The organism is Lactiplantibacillus paraplantarum (assembly GCF_003641145.1).
Classification (GTDB): domain Bacteria; phylum Bacillota; class Bacilli; order Lactobacillales; family Lactobacillaceae; genus Lactiplantibacillus; species Lactiplantibacillus paraplantarum.
This window is the reverse complement of record NZ_CP032744.1, coordinates 253,979-271,879: the sequence shown is the minus strand read 5'-3', so window position 1 is coordinate 271,879 and position 17,901 is coordinate 253,979. Positions and strand designations below refer to the sequence as shown.

The following is a 17,901-nucleotide window of genomic DNA, read 5'->3' as shown; positions in this document are numbered from 1 at the left end:
CCAGCTTGTGTTAGCTAATTGATCATAAATCATGGTTAACTCGCACAACGTGCCTGCTCAATATTAGGATACTAATTGCACGACGCTTGGAACTTGACCTACATCAAGCCACACTAAAAAATCCCAGACCACCTTAGTTGCTTACAACTAAGGTGGTCTGGGATCATTTATACTTCTTTAGGTGGTGTTTTGGGTTCATACATCCGTCGTTTGATATCATCCATTTCCTGATCTAACTCAGTAATCAGCTGGGCTTTCTTGGTCAATGATAATCTTAACGCGTCTTGATGCGGAACATTCTTCTTATAATTTAGTTCATGTTCCAACGATGCCCAAAAGTTCATCGCAATGGTCCGAATTTGTAATTCAACTTCAATAATATTGGGCCCATCAACAGTGTAGACTGGCACACCAAGAATTAAATGTAAGCTTTGATACCCATTCATTTTCGGATGATGGATATAGTCCTTCACCCGTAGCACCTTGATGTCTGCCTGCGTTGCCAATAAATCTTCAACCGTCTTCACATCACTTAAAAAGCGGACAATTAACCGAATACCCGCAATATCATGTAAATTATTAAAAACGGCATTCAACGTTAGTGGTAAATGTTTACGTTGCATCTTGCCGACAATACTCTCGGGTGACTTAATTCGTGATTGCTTACTGTCAATTAGGGCATAGCCGTAGCGCAATTCGTATTCACGACTAATATAATCCAATTTATCCAAGACCAGCTTCATTGCCACTTCATAGCGCAATGAATAAGCCTTCAGCTGATCAACGGCTTGCAAAAGTTCCGGTGGTGCTGGTAAAAGCTGGTCATTATCTGCACCTGGTTGGGAATTTGTTGTGCTCAATCAATATCGCTCCAATATAAGACTCTATTCTCTCTTAAATCTATCTTAACGGATGGTAACTGTCCACTCACGTGCAATCTGATCATAAGCAATCCGGTAATTAGTCTCACCGACTTGATAAGCTAATTGACCATCATCATCCGCAAAATCACTAGGAATTAAGCCGCGACCTTCTAAAACATTCAAATGACCAACGACCATCCGATCCGCCAAGAAATTTTCAAATCGATGCCAAAAATTTTGAAAGCTGCCAAAGTCGTGCACATCAAAAATCTCATTGCGCAACACTTCAGCGTCAAATTCAAGCCGGATTCGTGCACTTTTAGGTATCACTGGGGTCCTCCTTCATATCGGTTAACCCACACTGCCTGCATCTTAGTGACTCATTAACCAACAACTCATTTTATGATACTACCTTAATAATAAGGCAATTACGCTAAGTTATGCAATGTCTGCCCAGCAACTGCTACTAAAACTTAACCGCTTTGTTAACGATGTCATTAGTTAATTTTTCGTTTTGGATTTAAAATATTCATCGGATCAAAGAGCGCCTTAATTTGATGTTGTAACATATCGACATCTTCACCTAATTCAGCATTGTTCCATTGATTTTTCAACATACCAACCGCGTGTTCCCCCGAAATCGTGCCACCCAGCGCCAAGGTTTTCTTGAACATCTCTTGCAATGCGATAACCACTTTCTCAGGGACTTTGGTTTCTGTCGTTGGCCAGACCAAGGTCGGGTGAACATTACCATCACCAGCGTGACCAGCCGTATAAATTTCAACATCCAATCGCTGCGACAGATCTTGAATATAGTCCATTAAAGGTGCCAATTGTGATAGCGGCACTGCCATGTCTTCCATAATATGGTTCTGCCCAGCAAAGACCGCGGGTAACATGTCCCGCCGTAACTGCTCAAGTTCAGCCTGTTCTTCAGGCTTAGTTGTGATTGTCACATTGCTAGCCCGTTGCTCCGTCAACAACTTTTCGACGACGGCCATGCTAGCTTGACCACCATTATCCAATTTAAAAATCAACATGGCCGCACTATCCTTGGCGTAGTGCGTCTTCTCATAACGATCAAGGGCTGCGACCGTATTGCCATCAAGAGCTTCTAGCATCGTCGGATAAACACCTGAGATACGAATCGCCGTAACAGCCTTCGCCAATGCCGTCATATTATCAAAGAAAGCAACCCCCATTACTGGTGTTCCTAGTGGAATTGGTAATAATTTAACGGTCACTTCAGTAATGATCCCAAGTGTCCCTTCCGAGCCTACCATCAATTGTGTTAAATCATAACCAAAGGCCTGCTTCAATGTTCGGCCACCTAACTTCACTTCACGGCCATCTGCTAAGATAACCTTCACACCTAATACGTTGTCCTTTGTAGCCCCATACTTGACCGTGCTCATACCACCAGCATTGGTCGCCACGTTACCACCAATCCCAGAGATTGGTTTAGAACCAGGATCTGGTGCGTAGAACATCCCTTGCTTGCGAGCGGCCTGATCCAAATCACCATTGATAACACCAGGCTCAACAACGGCTACCGAGTCGGCCTTACTAATTTCAAGGATGTGATTCATCTTAGCTGTCGATAGAATCAGGCTATCTTTTAATCCATCGGCACCAATGACTGTACTAGTCGTTTGATCTTGTGGGATCACCGCTAAATGGTATTTACGGGCCGTTTTAAGCGTCCCCTGAATATCTTTAGCCGACTGGGCTTCGATATATGCTAAGGCCAGGCCACTATCATCATCTGTTAAGCGGGGACTAAAGGAATACTTGTTAAGCGTTGTTTCGTCAGTTAAAACGCGCCCGTCAGTGACTTGGGCCGCTAAATAATCTAAAACTTCTTGGTTAGAAAACGCACGAAAGACTGTCAAATTATAAGACCTCACTTTGAATATTTAAGTTCAATGTCAGTATAAGCCAACAACCACGTTTCTGCCGTAATCCTGTCCGCAAGCTTTTAATCTGATTTGCTAAGTTTCCAATCCAATTCGAGTGACTGGTATCTATTTTTTAAATTAAGTACACTCAAAATAAGTATTTTCCGGGATCGTACTAACCGGGTATGCTAGAAACAGTGTTTTCAAGATTACAAGAAGTCGCTAACACGGGGAACGCCACAACGACTTCAACTAAGGGAGGATTTGAATATGCGACATTCAGCATCTTCAAAATTACGGCCAGTGCTTATTGCGGTCAGTATCATTATTGTGATTGCAGTGATTGCGATTGGTTTAATTATTCGTCAAGCACAGGCCCGTTACCAGTCAACCATTTACACTGGCAATAGTAGTGCCAAGATTGACACAACCAAGCCACTCAGCATCTTATTACTAGGTGTCGATACCGGGGCGGACGGTCGTATTGATAAAGGGAATTCTGACACCATTATGGTTGTGACGATTAATCCCCAAACTAAAAAAACGGTGATTACCAGCATTCCGCGCGACACACTCGCTGAAATGGCTGGTGACCAAGATACCAATGTTCAAAAACTCAATGCCGCTTACAATATTGGTGGTTCTAAGATGGCCAAAGCAAGTGTCAGCAAACTTTTCAACGTCCCAATCAATTATTACGCGACAATCAATATGGGTGGGCTCAAACAGATTGTCAATGCTGTCGGTGGCGTTACAATTACTAGTCCCATGAACGTCTCATTTGACCACGTTACGGTAACTAAGGGTCGCCATCACTTAAACGGGACTCAGGCGCTCGCCTATACTCGGATGCGTTATCAAGATCCACGAGGCGACTATGGACGCCAATTGCGTCAACAACAAGTCATGCGTGCCGTATTGACCAAACTTGCTGATACTAAAACGTATAGTCGCTATAATCAATTATTATCTTCACTAAAGGGTAACTTACAGACCGATTTAAGTTTTGACGACCTCGTCGGCCTAGCGACCCATGACCATGCCAACATGAAACATATCCACTCAACACAAGTCGTCGGCTTACCGGCTTGGATCAATACTAGTTCCTATCAGATTCTTAGCACTAAGACCTTACAACAAACTTCTGACCACTTACGCACTCAGTTAGGACTAAGTACGGAAACGCTCAGCAATATGGAGACTAAGTTGAATGCTAAAAATACTAGTTACGATGGTAAAACGAATCTTAACTACGATACACAAGGCTTAGACAAGATCACTTATACCGATAACACCAAGTAACATTAAAGCCATCATTAAAACGGGTCCTAACTTGAAAATGATCATTTTCAAGTTAGGACCCGTTTTGGCTACGTTAGTTATTGCTTTACTTAGTCATGAATTAATAGGCACTGATTCGACTCAATATTTTCAGACAGTTACGTTTTTAGTGCACCCAAACCGCCAGCTGGCTCACTAATCCATTCGTATCATCATTAAATTCATACTTAATATCACCACGATCAGCGACTGCTTGGTGCTGGGTTACCCGTAAGTCACTAATTCGAAACGTTAATTCCAATGGTTTAAAATTTTGAATTGAACGGATCCAGATATAACCTGCGAGTCGCTGCGCCTGTACAAAAAAATACCGTTCGGTTGTCGTTGTTAAGTCAATTTGCTTTAAAATCCCCGTCTCCATCATCGTAACCCTCCCCTTGACATTTTCATCATTAAATATAAGCGCTGAAACCCGTTCCAGGTCAAGGGTTGACACTTGATTATTTTTAACTGAAAGTTTAAATATTACATTTTAATAACAGTAAGTGAAAAAGCTAGTCAAAATAGTCAAACGGTTGTACCATTGTGGTAAATAGGGTTATTGATTTCAACGGTAACTTACAAATCCATCTTAAAGGAGCATCCCGCCATGAGTCAGTCCGCCTCCCTGCATTCGCAGGCCTACTGCTACTATATTGAACTAACTGGTACCGAACGACCCGAATTGCTCAATGCCTTAACGGCCAGCGAACAGGTGCTGGGTGATTGGGAACGCGTGCACGCTGCCAAATTACCGACTTGGCGCCTGTGGACCAACGCTAATGCTGACACCATTCGCTACACTGTTGCACACATCATTGCCCGTAGCGCTTTACCGCAAAACGCCTACTGGTTATTGCAGTATAAGGGAACTGACCACGGCCATCCACGGATGCTACACCCACAGTTCCATACCCACTAATAATTAGGAACTAAACAGTGCTCGACGACTGTTTAGTTCTTTTTAATTCGCTATGCCGCATTTTAAAGCTTATTCACACCATCCACATAATCAAGTTGCCTAGCATGTGCTATGCTTGACGCTAAATAGCACGCCAAGCATTAACTTCTTTTCAAAGCTTCCATCGAAGGCCTATTATTTTAGCTACCAGCTTCATCTAATCACTAACAAAAATACCACGCTTAGCAGATTTGAGAACAATCTGCTAAGTGTGGTATTCATCACTACACAATCATAAATTAAGCTTTAACTGTTTCACCAGCAGCTTCCTTGGCAGCGAAGGTCTTTTCTTCTTTAACCTTATCACGATCTAGGGCCTTGAAGAAGAAGTAGTAAATCGCACCATCAAGTACAATATTAACGATTTGTAATACAGCACCAGAAATATGCATGGTTGCCAAGTAACCAGAGATAATTGGCGGCGTGGTCCAAGGAACCATGACCCCAACAGTCTTAGCAACTAAGCCAGTCGACATTGCAAAGTACGTCGTCGTAACGTTAACTAACGGTGCCGCAATAAATGGAATGGCCATCCGATAGTTCATAACGATTGGTAACCCAAAGACGATCGGTTCATTGATGTTGAAAATGGCAGGACCAATAATCAACTTACCTAATGTCTTGAATTCAGCACTCCGTGAAACAAAAGCAATCATAAAGGCTAACCCAAGCGTCGCACCAGAACCACCCATGTGGACAAAGTTATCAAAGAATTGTTGCGTGACAACGTTTGGTAAAGCCTTACCGGCCTTTAAAGCTGCCGCATTTTGTGACATCGCAGCTAGCCAGATTGGTTGCATAACCCCAGAAACCACGTTAGCACCGTGGATCCCGAAAATCCAAAGAATACATACGACGAATTCAGCAACCAAGGCTCCTGGTAACGTGTTACTTAACAGGCCCAACGGTTTTGCCAAGACGAATGAAATCACATTTGGAATACTTTGCATTGGTGATGCTTCAACGGCTAACCGAAGTAACCACATCAAGAACAAGATAACAAACCCAGGAACTAAGGCAGCAAACGAGTTGCTGACAGCCGGTGGCACACTATCAGGCATCTTGATCGTCCAGTTACGGTGAACCATGAAGACGTAAAAATCAGTAATAAACAATCCAATCAGTAGTGCCGTGAATAACCCAGCTGAATCAAGTTGGGTTAACGGTACCCATAACGCACCGGCCTTGTCGGTGTTTAGTGGAATCGTTAAGAACCAAGCACCTAACGAAACAATGGAAGCAGAAATTGGATCAACTTTATAACTCTTGGCCAAGTTATAAGAAATCCCAATAACTGCAATCAGTCCCATAATATGGAACGATGCGTTAGTTGGATATTGAACGATCGTTGCCCAATTCGAACCAAAGGTGTTGGCCATAAAGGTCTGATAACCCTTGATAGGGAATTGCGCAATAATCATGAAGACCGACCCGATAATAATCATTGGTACCGCTAATGTCATCCCATCACGTAAGGCAATTAGGTGACGAGATCCAGCAATCTTACCAAAGAAAGGGACAAGTCGGTCATTAACAAAGCTCGACTTATTGTTTTCGCTCATGTCGTGACCCCCTAGAATAATTTAATCTCACGTATTCGTGCAACGAACGTCCCCGGATAATCAAAATAATTTAAGTAAGCCAACGATTAACTAACAGTTAACCGTTTACATAAAATTGAGTTAGTCCGTTACAAAGTAGTCCAGTCATCTGACATTTGTACCCATGAATACGTTTCCTACAAAATTCATTATACCTGTCATCGCCGAAATGTATACCCTTTCACGATAAAATGGTTGGTGTTCCTTTTATCGGAATTTGTTCTAATTATGGAACATATTCCATAGATTGGTTTGGCATTCATTTATGTTAACGGCTGGACAATCATCGCTAATTGTTCCAAATAATAAATCACCGGCAACTGTGACAACGTGCTACCGCCACTGATTGCCTGAACTTCCGGCGTGTCGTAAGTTAATACCACATCCGCGATTCCCGCCAACGTTGAATGGCTACTAGCTGTAATGGCAACCACTTTAGCACCATTTTGTCGGTAATAAATACTTTGTTCAATAATATCTTCAGACTCACCAGATACCGATAGGGCCAAGAAAACGGTGTCCGACAAATCTTGCTGCTGAACTGGATGTGGCTGACTCGTATCACTGATTATCAAACTATATAAGCCAAAGTTGGCCAACAAATGACTTCCATACGCGGCTAAACCCGCACTCGTTCCTGATCCAATTAACACCACCATCCGCGCCTGATGAACAAACGCTGCTACCTGGTGAAGCTTAGCCGTGATATCAGGAAGGTTCATGCGATCAAAGAACGTCCGCATTGGAACGACTGTCTGTGCTAATGGTTGCGTCGCATCTTGCCGCAACTGTTCTTTTAAGGTGAACTTGAATTCTGCGTAGCCGTCGTAACCCATGTGTTTCAAAAAACGCAAAATCGTCGTTGCTGACACGTGACTATGTTCTGCTAACTGCCGAATCGTCATGGTGCTAACTTCAACAGGATGACCCACAATATATTTATAAATTTCAATTTCCAAGCGATTTAACTGCTGGACTTGATCGTACGAAAACATCGACTCACCCCGTTACAATTGATTAATTGGTCTAAAACTAAATTAATACAACGATTAGAATTCGTGGGAACAAATTCCACTTATTGATCACCCCAGCGACCATCAATCTGAGGCTTAATTTCAATATCCTGCATTTCTAAATCGCAAGTTGCCACTGCTGCGGTTAACTTAGTCGTAAATTCGGCTGTCTTATAAGGCGAATCAACCGACCATGTCTTAAAATTAGGGGTCCGATTAATACGACCTAACGCTGCAATCGCTGGTACTTCCTTAGGATCAACGGCCGGCGCCGTCTTTTTTACATTGATGTTATAACCATAATGACCACTGTGATAGAGCGCTTGCATGGCGTCACGAAAAAGTCCCATTTTTGCTCACTTACCTTCCATTTTTCATAGTCCAATTTTAGCATAAGTCCCACATCGCTTTCATTCAGTTCACATAAATCCACAAAAATAAGTCAAAATATCGGAAAACCGTCATAATTATTCGCTATAATTAAACACAAACTATGGTTATTAGGAGGAGTACGACATTGAAAAACACGATTTTAATTGTTGAAGATGAAGACGGACTATCTGGGTACCTCACTAAAGAACTTCAATTTGAAGATTTTAACGTTTTAGTAGCAGCTGATGGACTAGCTGCGATGGCAACCTACCAGGCGCATCAAAATGAATTACTGCTCATCCTGCTGGACTGGATGTTACCAAAACTTGACGGCATGGAAGTTCTTCGCCGCATTCGCAAGCATGATCAGGTACCGGTAATCATTATGACTGCACGCGATTACGTCGGCGATAAGGTCGCTGGACTAGATAACGGAGCCGACGACTACATTACCAAGCCATTTGAAATTGAAGAATTGTTGGCGCGAATCCGCGTCATTCAACGACGGATTGAAAATCAAGTCGAACCTAATCAAGTCTACCAGCTTGACGATATTCAATTAGACACTAAAGCGCACCGAGTCACGAATGCTGACTCAGAGATTACCTTGACGCATCGCGAATACGATCTGCTTCAATTCTTCTTGGCTCACCCCGACGAAGTTTTTACGCGTGATGACTTGCTCGACCAAGTCTGGGGTGCTGACTTTCTTGGCCAACAAAATGTCGTTGATGTTTATGTCGGCTATTTACGCAATAAAATCACATCCCCCGGTGCAGCCCCGTTAATTCAGACCGTACGAGGCGTCGGGTACAAACTAAGGGAGCCGATGTCTGATGTCCAAAATTAAAACCATCCCCACCTATGAGCAGCTCATTAACAAGGCTATTCGACGGCTAATGCTAACAATTACTTTGCTCATAAGCCTGATTACACTAATTATGGTTGGAACCCAACAAACCGTTAATACAACCCGGGAAGCTCGTGACCTGATGACTAGTCTCAATCAGGCTAATATCAAAGACGTCCCCAGTTTTATTCAATGGAACAATACAACGACCCGGAATACGAAACAACCGGCTTTTATTCGAGTAACAACCAAAAAAGCGACTTTGACTACGGCTACTAAAACCAAACGGACGATTATTACGACGCCCTCATCTAAAGCATTCTTTGCCAAACAACAGACTAAACTGCTTGGTCCACTCGTTTATGTACGAGGATTTGGTTTTTTCCTATCCTATAGCGAAAAAGACGGCCATAATACTTACCAACTGTGGGTCAGTTTGCGGCGTTTGATGAATAGTCTCTTTATCTTGATTTTATTAATGATCGCTGTTACCTGTGTAGCACTAGCCCTAGGAACGTGGTGGGCTCACCGACTAGCACTTCGCTTGAGTGACCCAACAATCAAGTTACTGCATGCAACCAGGTATACTTCGAACAATCCCGACAGTGATCAGCCCACCTTAGATGTGCCGGCCAGCCCCCGCGAAATCAATGATTTAGGACAAGCTTTCAACGAATTATTAGTCACACAAAATCAACGTTTACAGCATGAACGTCAATTCATTTCAGACGCCTCCCACGAATTGCGAACCCCAATTGCAGCAATTCGGGGTAACCTTAGCTTAATTCGGCGGCGCGGTGACGCTCATCCAGAAGTAATTCCCGAATCACTGCAATTCATCGACGAAGAATCTTTACGAATGCAGCATTTGATTGAAAATCTACTTCATTTGTCACGAGCTGACCGCGCCAAATTAGTTTTAACTAATCAGGATTTATCCCACTTAATATTGACATTGGGCGAACACTATCAACCATCAATTGACCAGCCTCTAGAGCTCGCAATTGAACCCGATATTTGCGTTCAAGGCAATGCTGAGATGATCCAACAAATCGTTGTGGCACTACTCGACAATGCCCATAAGTATTCACCGCATGATCAACCAATCAGGTTAAGCTTGCAACAAACTAGTCAAGCGGTCGAACTAGCCGTGGCTGATCATGGTGAGGGCATTCCAGATGATCAAAAACAAGCCGTCTTTCAACGCTTCTATCGAGTTGACCAATCACGATCACAGACAGTTGAAGGAAGTGGCCTGGGGCTAGCAATTGTTCAGCAATTGGTAACCTTAAATCAGGCTACCATTAAGATTACCAATAACCAGCCAACTGGTAGTATCTTTACAATCAGCTGGCCAATAACTAAATAACTCTTTATGCATTGTGCTAGTTATTATTTGGTACAAATCATGATTAAAACGTGCCAGTTAGTTGGCTTACTATTCCTCAGCGTATGCGCGCCCTATGCCGACCTCCGGGGCTGGGTGCCAATTGCTGGAACGTAGCCGACGTCGATTTGAGCTAACGCCCAACCCACGTCATCTCAAATACGAGTCTTATTCTAAGCCGGAAGCAACCCACTTCCAACTAAGAATAATTTGGCTACTGAGCATTGTCACCCAGCCCCTCCAGTCTGAAAGCCTGTGAGGGGCCACGGGTTGAAAACGAGCACGTTTCAGCGGGCCGCTCGAATGGCTGATAAACAATCACGCGCCTTGATACAATTGATTGTGGAATATTTGTTGTGTGGAACTTTTAGCTAACCATGGCATTAGTCTGAATCTACTGGTTTGAAACGCTTAAATATTAGCATGGTAACTAAAAAACGAATAGCTGATTGCAGTTATTGCCAACCCCAAACAATTACAGTTTAAGCTGTTGCTGTATATGAAACAACGACTAGTTTAATTAAAGTTGAGCCCATCAATAACTGCATTCAAACACGATCCCGGCTGGAAGGTATTTCTGACAATGCTCAGTGATTTAAGAGTGTGCGGTTCAGACGGGTTGGGACTGAGGATTAGCCTAGCTAGGGCGTTAAGCGGCGGGCTTCCGCTTGGCGTCATAGCGTAGCTAACCGGAAGTCCTGGTCTGACCCGAACACGTTTCGTCAATATGGCATTAGGGCGTGGAAGACCAGTATTTGAGACGTGGGCTTCGGCTCAAATCTGTGTCCACCACGTTCCAGCAATTGGCAGGAATGCCTGGAAGCCGGTGTAGAACGCGCTAATCAAGTGATTTTTCGTTAAATTGCACGCTTTTCACTGTGTCTCAGCTGGTAGCTTTTAAACTTATAAATGGCCATTTTTAATCATGATTCATGACAAATTAACTAGTACAATACCCTTTATCAATATCAAGCTAGTTTTTGACGCTTTTTAACGTCTAAAACTAGCTTTTATAATACCGTCAATCGCAACGTAACGGCCCTAATCACGCAATCTAAGCTCGAATCTAAGAATTTCTTAGATAAAGTTTATGGAAAGTCGATAGTTACCTTGCCAAATTGTCGGTAAACTATAGTCATTCAATCAAACCAACCAACTTAAAAATTAATTTCAAAAACAAAAACTGACTCATACCAACTAAGGAGCTATAAATATGTTATTAGATACTGATCCAAAAATTAAAAATATCACTGCTGTCCAACTAGTCAAAGTTACGTACCCACTCGTCATCGCCAAAACGGAAGACGGTGAGTTCGTCAAAGTTAAACTTAGCGATGACCAACTACAAGATCCACTATTTTGGGATACATTAAAGAATATTCGCAAGTCCCAATTATGGGTACCACTTGGCCGCCACTTTCATCAGCTACTTTCCAACGACTGGCTAATGCCAACCGCACAATAATTGTCATCCCACTGCGCTCGTAACTAAATAATAACAACTAAAAGGAGTTTGATTATTATGAATAACATGTTAAAAAAACTAACGATTACTTTGATGGCCGCCGGAACCTTATTTGCCACTTCAGTCTCTGCCTCTGCTGATACGACCGTTACTAATTCTGAACCAACTTCATCCACTCTAGTTAACAAAGTCACTCGTGATACTAACCTAGCCACCGGTGCCAGCACGCACCAACCTAAGCATAATTTAACTCCTCAACCAACTAAACTCATTGTTAAATCGTCTCAAAATCAAGTTCTAGCTACGATCGACGCCAGCAGTCAAAGTATCACCAAAATGAAGTATCTAACTAACGCTAAGTAACCCCCACTCTGACAATTACAAAAGGAGGCCCCGCGATGAGTCAACTTACTAAGGCAATCACCCGTCAATTGCAACGCCAATACGCCGAACCAGTCCTGAAAGACTTAAATGGTAACTGGTATACCGGGGCCGATATGCTCGAAGATTTGGCCCTATGTGAAACCAGTTTACAACAACAAAATGTTCACGCAGGTCAAGCAATCTTGCTAAGCCCAGCCCAAGTCGTTACCATTCCCAGCTTATTACTCGCTAGCTGGCAGTTAGGCTTGACGGTCACTCTGACACCGCCCAGCCACCAACTACCTGAGATTGCTCCGCAAGTATACGCTGCGATGGTCTACTCCTCGAGCCAAACCAACCAATTGGCCAATCAGTTAGATCCAAGCGAAATTAGTGTTTTAACGCTAATTCTCAACACCGCTCCCAACTTTGCTTACTTGGTTCACGACCATGCACAGCCCCTAGCCCGGCATAGTCATCCGGACCTAATTCTCCCAGCCAATCAGTGCCAATTCACCCAGTCTCAACTACTTAAAATGGCTGAACATGACCAACCGCGTGAATGTGTCCACGACTTATATGACCTCGAAACTGGTTTATTGCCCTGTTTAACAAATTTAATAACTGCTACCCCCTTCACCATCCAGCCAACAAAAACCGCGTTCCTACCGAATTAGTAGCAACGCGTTTTTTCGTTTTCGACTTACTTGACTAGACCAACTGTCTGTAAAATAAGATAAATGTTTAAAATAATTAAAATGACCGTCACAATCCAAGCCGTCCATTTAACCCAAACGCGATTGGTGAAATTCCCCATCAGCGCCCGGTTACTTGTATACATTACCAACGGAATCATAGCAAATGGCAATGCAATACTTAGGAAGACTTGTGACATTGTCAGTAAATCTTCAATCTTCGCTTCGTTACCATGGTAATAAATAGCAAAGGCTAACACTGGTGTGACCGAAATCAACCGAGTTAATAACCGTTGTGCCCAGAGTGGCATCTTCAACCGGATAAAACCTTCCATGATGATTTGGCCTGACAAGGTTCCCGTAATTGTTGAACTTTGACCAGAAGATAATAGTGCAATCGCAAACAACATACTGAGTAGCGGACTCGCAATCGAGCCGACCACTTTGCTATTGCCAAGAGCGTTGTATAAGTCAACGAACCGGCCAAGGTCGCCCTTAGTACCGAAGAACAACGCTGCACCTAAGATCAACAGCAAACTATTGACAACAAACGCCACCGTTAATTGAATATTAGAATCAATCGTCGTGAACTTAACGGCCTTAGCAACTTCTTTTTCATCACTGCGATCAACTTGGCGGGTTTGTGAAATCGACGAACCCAAGTACAAGTTATGTGGCATAACCGTTGCACCAACAATCCCCAGTGCTAAGAATAACATGGAACGGTTGCTGACAATCCGACTCGTTGGGACATAGCCCTTTAACATTTCAGGAACGTTAGGCTGTGAAATAATCACTTCATATAAGAAGACGAAGAGGATCACCGCGACTAAAGTTGCCACGATTGCCTCAATTTTCCGAAAACCAAGCTTCATTAATAATAACAGAATCAAAACATCGGCCGTGGTAATTAAAATACCAACAATTAGTGGAAATCCGAATAATAACTTCAAAGCAATCCCAGAACCGATAATTTCAGCAACATCCGTGGCCATAATCGCCAATTCAGTGACGACCCACAGAAAAATACCCATTCCCTTTGACGTTCGTTCCCGTGTCAGTTGTGCTAAATCTTTACCCGTCACAATCCCCAGACGAGCCGCCATTGCTTGTAACAACATGGCAATTAAACTTGATAACAGAATCACAGAAAGTAACGCATATTTATATTGTGAGCCACCGGCAATTGATGTGATCCAGTTCCCTGGATCCATGTAACCAACTGCTACTAGTGCGCCCGGTCCAGTGTAGGCAATTAAGGTTCGCCAGAAATTGGCATCCTTAGGGACCCGGACACTCCCATTGACTTCGTCCAAGCTCTTACTATCGGCACCCGTTGAATGAATCGCCTTTTCTTCGGCGGCTTTCATCTTAGCGTGATCCTTCGTTTTTGCTGATTTCATTATGAAACCCTCTCTTCTATTGGTTTAGAATTCAGGTTGTGGACTACTATGTGATCCTCAACAGTGCGGCCCCGTAATTGAGCACTCACTTTAATTCCACTTGGTAGTATAGCACCATTAACCTATTAGTCAACTATTATTAATTATTAATTTGGCACCCCTAAAGTTTGTTATATCGCGTTACTATCATCTTGTAAGGGGATTCGCCGTGGGCTTAAACCATTAACTAAAAAATCACTGAGATAACGAATTAACTGATCATCACTCAAATCCGTTAATTGCGGATATAGCACCTGTTCTACTAAATAGCCCCCAATAGTTGAAAACACAAGTTGTAAAACCATTCGATTCGGCCAATCAACGAGTTCCCGTGCAGCTTTCAACCGGTCCATCGCTTCATTCGCCTGTGCCAAAATAGTCGGTGAGACCATTCCCAATACAGCGGCTCGGTCTTGGGCATTGTTGAAAAATTGTGACAAAATAACCGCCAAAGATGCTCGGTTGCGTGAGACAAAGGCAACTCGATCCCGTACTAGTGCCACAACAAATGCTTGTAGCGTCTGATTAGGGCGATCTAAAACGGCTTGATCCAAAGTGTTCAACATGGTTGGTAAGATATTTTGTACGATTGGTTGCATAATCGCATCCAAAATACCATTTTTATTAACAAAATTATGAAAAAGCGTTCCTTCCGCGACACCAGCCCGCTCGGCAATCTCACGTGTTCCGACCTCTTCATAGCCTTTTTCTGCAAATAAATCGAGGGCCGCGGCTAAAATCTGTCGCTGGGTCCGGGTAATACGACCATCCTTCCCCAATGAGGCGGCATAGTATGCCTGGATGGTTTCAATTTCACTCATGCTAATAAGCTCCTTTTTGCAGTAACTGCTCAATTTTGGCACTTATATCATAACTGATTCGGTCACCCGAAACAACCTTCTTTATAAAAGTTACATCATTATGGCTAATAAACTTGTTAATTGCTTTTATAAGCGGATTTATTTATAATCATAGTAACCAATTAAGTTACAGGAAGTGATGACATGCGTGTTTCAACTCGTTTTAGCGACTCAACCCATTTATTAGCCTACATTAAAATCTACGCCGATACTAAATTAACAAGTGACGCCATCGCCCGCAGCATTGAGACTAGTCCAGTCGTTGTTCGCCGATTAATGAGCAAGCTTCGACAAGCCGGACTAATTACTACAACGCCCGGTACCGCTCAACCAACGTTGGCTAAACCATTGAGTCAAATCTCATTACTCAGTGTCTTTTATGCAATTGAAGGCGATAAGCCGCTACTCGCTGTCGATCCTAAGACCAACCCGGATTGCATTGTTGGTGGTAATATTCAAACCGTCCTGAAACAATACTATCAAGACGCGCAAACAGCGGCGGAAGCACGGTTAGCTAAGACTAGCTTGCAAGACGTGGTCGATAATATCTTGGTGGAACAAGCAAAGAAAGATGCTGGTAAATAAGCTGACAGTGTGCTACCAGTAATCAAATTTTTACTTAATTATCAACAACAGATATTATAGAACCATTTTAAAATCAAAGAAGGACAATCAGTACTAAGCCTAGGCTTGTTACCGATTGTCCTTCTGTAGTGCTGTTTTAAGGAAAATCACATAGGCTCTCACTAATGGTCTATGCTAATCAATCTAAAATTCTTCGAGCAAAGCTAGGCATATAATACTGAATCTGGGTCTCTTTGACCCCATCCTCAGGTGTTGAAGCATGAATCATTACCCCATTGCCCTCATATAGCCCAACATGATAAGTACTACCCCTAGTACCATAAAATAATAAATCACCTGGTTTTAATGAATTTAATGAAACTTCATACCCGGATTTCTCCTCAGTTGTTGTAACTGTTCCGTTCAAAGTGACACCTGCCGCAGTCTTATACAAATAATAAACAAAGCCCGAGCAGTCAAATGAATTTGGTCCGAGTCGTCCCGCCTGAGATTGAGTGTAAGGGTCACCCAGCTTGGTTTTGGCAAGTTTAATAACTTGTTGAATTTTCTCGTTGTTAGCAGTTTCTTTGTATTGAGCAACATTAGCCTTATTTGCTGTAAGATAGCCACCACTCACCTTTAAGCGGGGATACCCATTAGGTGCAAACTCAATTCCTTGTACATTAACCACCGTTCCTTTTGTTACAGCACTGCCTCGATTCTGAAGATTTACATCCCCATAAATATGCGCATTAACTAACATGATAATTTTGCCTGGATTTGTAACATAATAATTGGAGAGCGTTGAAACTGGCCTTGTAACACGGGAATTATTCGCCGTTAAGTACCCTCCGCTAACTTTTAGTCTTGGATAACCATCTGAAGTATATTCAATTCCTTGTACACTCACTAGTGTACCTTTTGAGACAGCTCGAACTTTGGTCGTAAAATCTAAATCGGAATAAATATAATCATCAACTAAAAGTGCAACTTGACCGGGATTTGAAGTATAGTAATTAGCTATCTTATCAGTTGGCTTGGTTACAAGAGACTTATTCGCTGTCAAATATCCTCCATCAACTTTCAATCTTGGATAACCACTTGAAGTATACTCAATTCCTTGAACTGTGATCAATGAACCTTTTGAAATAGAGCGAACTTTGTTTGTAAAATCCACATCCGAGTATACATAATCATTAATTAGTAACGCAACTTGACCGGGATTAACAGTATAATAATTATTTATTTTTTCAGTTGCCTTAACAACATTCTTTTTGTTTGCAGTTAGATACCCTCCATCAACCTTCAGCCGCGGATAACCGCTTGGGGCAATTTCAACACCATACACGTTAACTACTGAACCCTTAGTTACCTTTTTAATTGGGTTTTTCAGCTCATTATCAGTATACGTGTGTGCGTCTACTAGCATAACTACTTTACCAGGGTTAGTAGTATAGTAGTTGCTTAAGTTTATTGACGCTGTCTCCACATTCGATAATTGTAAGCTATTTGAAGATGAGGATGTTTCGTACGTAGCTACACTCTCTTGGCTCGTATACGTCCTCTGTTCATTAGCTGATGCTTGAGAAAAAATACACATAGCACTTAACAAAGACACACCTATAATAAATGACGTTTTCATCATTCTTCCCCCTGTATTTACTAATTAAATCACCTTATTGTGAATACGGTAACATGTAAGAGGGTGTTAATCTATATTATTTATATAACTATCACTAAAAAATTAATAATTAACAAAAATCATCCAATTAGTGAATCCTTTTACTAATAGTCAGGGACACTTACAACGTTCTCTATACCCATACGTCATGAGTCTACCGCGGTTGCTCATCCTGTCCATAATATTCCGGCTTCTCAGCATGGACGGGATGGACCTGCAACCAGCTAATAATCTGACGACTAAGTTCATCAGTCATTGGTGCCGCAGCTGCTATTTGTGCTTTAGTAATTTGGTTGACATGAATTCCCGCAGTAATTGTACAGCTTCCATCTAGATAGGGCTGAATCCGCTTGGCCATTCGTTCCGAAATGAAATTATCTTTATGGAAGCGACCATCATGGCTGGGAAACTTAACCGTTTCGGGCACCGTGCTGGCAGTCAATGTGGTCACGTCACCAATATGGGGATTAGTCCCACCAGTAACGACAATCAACAAGTCATATCCAATCACTTGGAGTGTCGCTTGCATTTGATACCCGGCCTGCTCAGTCGTAAAAGTTGCCATA

19 protein-coding genes are annotated in these 17,901 nt (G+C 42.5%); 8 read left to right on the top strand and 11 right to left on the bottom strand.

Going from position 1 to position 17,901, the window contains the following annotated elements; translation table 11 throughout:
• Positions 1–167: 167 nt before the first annotated feature.
• The 3 genes from LP667_RS01245 to LP667_RS01235 form a co-directional block, all read right to left on the bottom strand.
• Positions 168–860, bottom strand: coding sequence for a GTP pyrophosphokinase (locus LP667_RS01245; RefSeq protein WP_021730568.1), 693 nt, complete (start codon positions 858–860; stop codon positions 168–170).
• A gap of 45 nt (positions 861–905) precedes the next feature.
• Entirely contained in the window at positions 906–1,193 is a 288-nt protein-coding gene (locus LP667_RS01240) for a hypothetical protein (protein WP_021730567.1), read from the bottom strand.
• A 167-nt stretch (positions 1,194–1,360) separates the two neighbouring features.
• A complete protein-coding gene (locus LP667_RS01235; RefSeq protein ID WP_021730566.1) occupies positions 1,361–2,755 on the bottom strand; it encodes an FAD-binding oxidoreductase in 1,395 nt (464 codons plus the stop codon).
• 276 nt (positions 2,756–3,031) lie between these two features.
• Here LP667_RS01235 and LP667_RS01230 point away from each other — a divergent pair, with 276 nt between their 5' ends.
• Positions 3,032–4,063, top strand: coding sequence for an LCP family protein (locus tag LP667_RS01230; RefSeq protein ID WP_033609281.1), 1,032 nt, complete (start codon positions 3,032–3,034; stop codon positions 4,061–4,063).
• A gap of 145 nt (positions 4,064–4,208) precedes the next feature.
• On the opposite strand, the gene LP667_RS01225 is transcribed toward LP667_RS01230, so the two are convergent.
• Entirely contained in the window at positions 4,209–4,466 is a 258-nt protein-coding gene (locus LP667_RS01225; protein ID WP_225351101.1) for a hypothetical protein, read from the bottom strand.
• Positions 4,467–4,691: 225 nt separating this feature from the next.
• Between LP667_RS01225 and LP667_RS01220 the strand changes: the two genes are divergently transcribed.
• The gene (locus tag LP667_RS01220) at positions 4,692–5,003 is read left to right on the top strand and encodes a hypothetical protein (RefSeq protein ID WP_021730563.1); all 312 of its coding nucleotides are present in this window, start codon (positions 4,692–4,694) and stop codon (positions 5,001–5,003) included.
• 278 nt (positions 5,004–5,281) lie between these two features.
• Here LP667_RS01220 and celB read toward each other — a convergent pair whose 3' ends face one another.
• The 3 genes from celB to LP667_RS01205 all read right to left on the bottom strand — a co-directional run bounded on the left by celB (position 5,282) and on the right by LP667_RS01205 (position 8,006).
• Complete coding sequence (celB, locus tag LP667_RS01215) at positions 5,282–6,604, bottom strand: PTS cellobiose transporter subunit IIC (protein ID WP_021730562.1); 1,323 nt, start codon at positions 6,602–6,604, stop codon at positions 5,282–5,284.
• Positions 6,605–6,906: 302 nt separating this feature from the next.
• A complete protein-coding gene (locus tag LP667_RS01210) occupies positions 6,907–7,638 on the bottom strand; it encodes a MurR/RpiR family transcriptional regulator (protein ID WP_021730561.1) in 732 nt (243 codons plus the stop codon).
• 80 nt (positions 7,639–7,718) lie between these two features.
• Complete coding sequence (locus LP667_RS01205) at positions 7,719–8,006, bottom strand: hypothetical protein (RefSeq protein ID WP_021730560.1); 288 nt, start codon at positions 8,004–8,006, stop codon at positions 7,719–7,721.
• 167 nt (positions 8,007–8,173) lie between these two features.
• On the opposite strand from LP667_RS01205, the gene LP667_RS01200 reads away from it, so the two are divergent.
• From LP667_RS01200 to LP667_RS01170, 5 genes are all read left to right on the top strand, one after another.
• Entirely contained in the window at positions 8,174–8,878 is a 705-nt protein-coding gene (locus tag LP667_RS01200) for a response regulator transcription factor (protein ID WP_021730559.1), read from the top strand.
• Positions 8,865–10,247: a sensor histidine kinase gene (locus LP667_RS01195; RefSeq protein WP_021730558.1), complete on the top strand. Its 1,383-nt coding sequence runs from the start codon at positions 8,865–8,867 to the stop codon at positions 10,245–10,247. Before LP667_RS01200 ends, LP667_RS01195 begins: the two co-directional genes overlap by 14 nt.
• Before the next feature lie 1,231 nt (positions 10,248–11,478).
• Positions 11,479–11,730 carry a hypothetical protein gene (locus LP667_RS01180; RefSeq protein WP_021730557.1) on the top strand — a complete coding sequence of 84 codons (252 nt, stop codon included), beginning with the start codon at positions 11,479–11,481 and terminating at the stop codon, positions 11,728–11,730.
• 57 nt (positions 11,731–11,787) lie between these two features.
• The gene (locus LP667_RS01175; protein ID WP_021730556.1) at positions 11,788–12,093 is read left to right on the top strand and encodes a hypothetical protein; all 306 of its coding nucleotides are present in this window, start codon (positions 11,788–11,790) and stop codon (positions 12,091–12,093) included.
• A gap of 35 nt (positions 12,094–12,128) precedes the next feature.
• Positions 12,129–12,770: a hypothetical protein gene (locus tag LP667_RS01170; RefSeq protein ID WP_021730555.1), complete on the top strand. Its 642-nt coding sequence runs from the start codon at positions 12,129–12,131 to the stop codon at positions 12,768–12,770.
• 26 nt (positions 12,771–12,796) lie between these two features.
• On the opposite strand, the gene LP667_RS01165 is transcribed toward LP667_RS01170, so the two are convergent.
• A complete protein-coding gene (locus tag LP667_RS01165; RefSeq protein WP_033609274.1) occupies positions 12,797–14,158 on the bottom strand; it encodes an Nramp family divalent metal transporter in 1,362 nt (453 codons plus the stop codon).
• Positions 14,159–14,361: 203 nt separating this feature from the next.
• Complete coding sequence (locus LP667_RS01160; protein WP_021730553.1) at positions 14,362–15,051, bottom strand: TetR/AcrR family transcriptional regulator; 690 nt, start codon at positions 15,049–15,051, stop codon at positions 14,362–14,364.
• 183 nt (positions 15,052–15,234) lie between these two features.
• On the opposite strand from LP667_RS01160, the gene LP667_RS01155 reads away from it, so the two are divergent.
• Complete coding sequence (locus LP667_RS01155; protein ID WP_021730552.1) at positions 15,235–15,675, top strand: Rrf2 family transcriptional regulator; 441 nt, start codon at positions 15,235–15,237, stop codon at positions 15,673–15,675.
• 178 nt (positions 15,676–15,853) lie between these two features.
• Here LP667_RS01155 and LP667_RS16935 read toward each other — a convergent pair whose 3' ends face one another.
• Both LP667_RS16935 and lpdD read right to left on the bottom strand, forming a co-directional pair.
• Complete coding sequence (locus LP667_RS16935) at positions 15,854–17,299, bottom strand: DUF5776 domain-containing protein (protein ID WP_021730551.1); 1,446 nt, start codon at positions 17,297–17,299, stop codon at positions 15,854–15,856.
• 190 nt (positions 17,300–17,489) lie between these two features.
• The gene (lpdD, locus tag LP667_RS01145) at positions 17,490–17,900 is read right to left on the bottom strand and encodes a gallate decarboxylase subunit LpdD (RefSeq protein ID WP_021730550.1); all 411 of its coding nucleotides are present in this window, start codon (positions 17,898–17,900) and stop codon (positions 17,490–17,492) included.
• Position 17,901 lies beyond the last annotated feature (1 nt).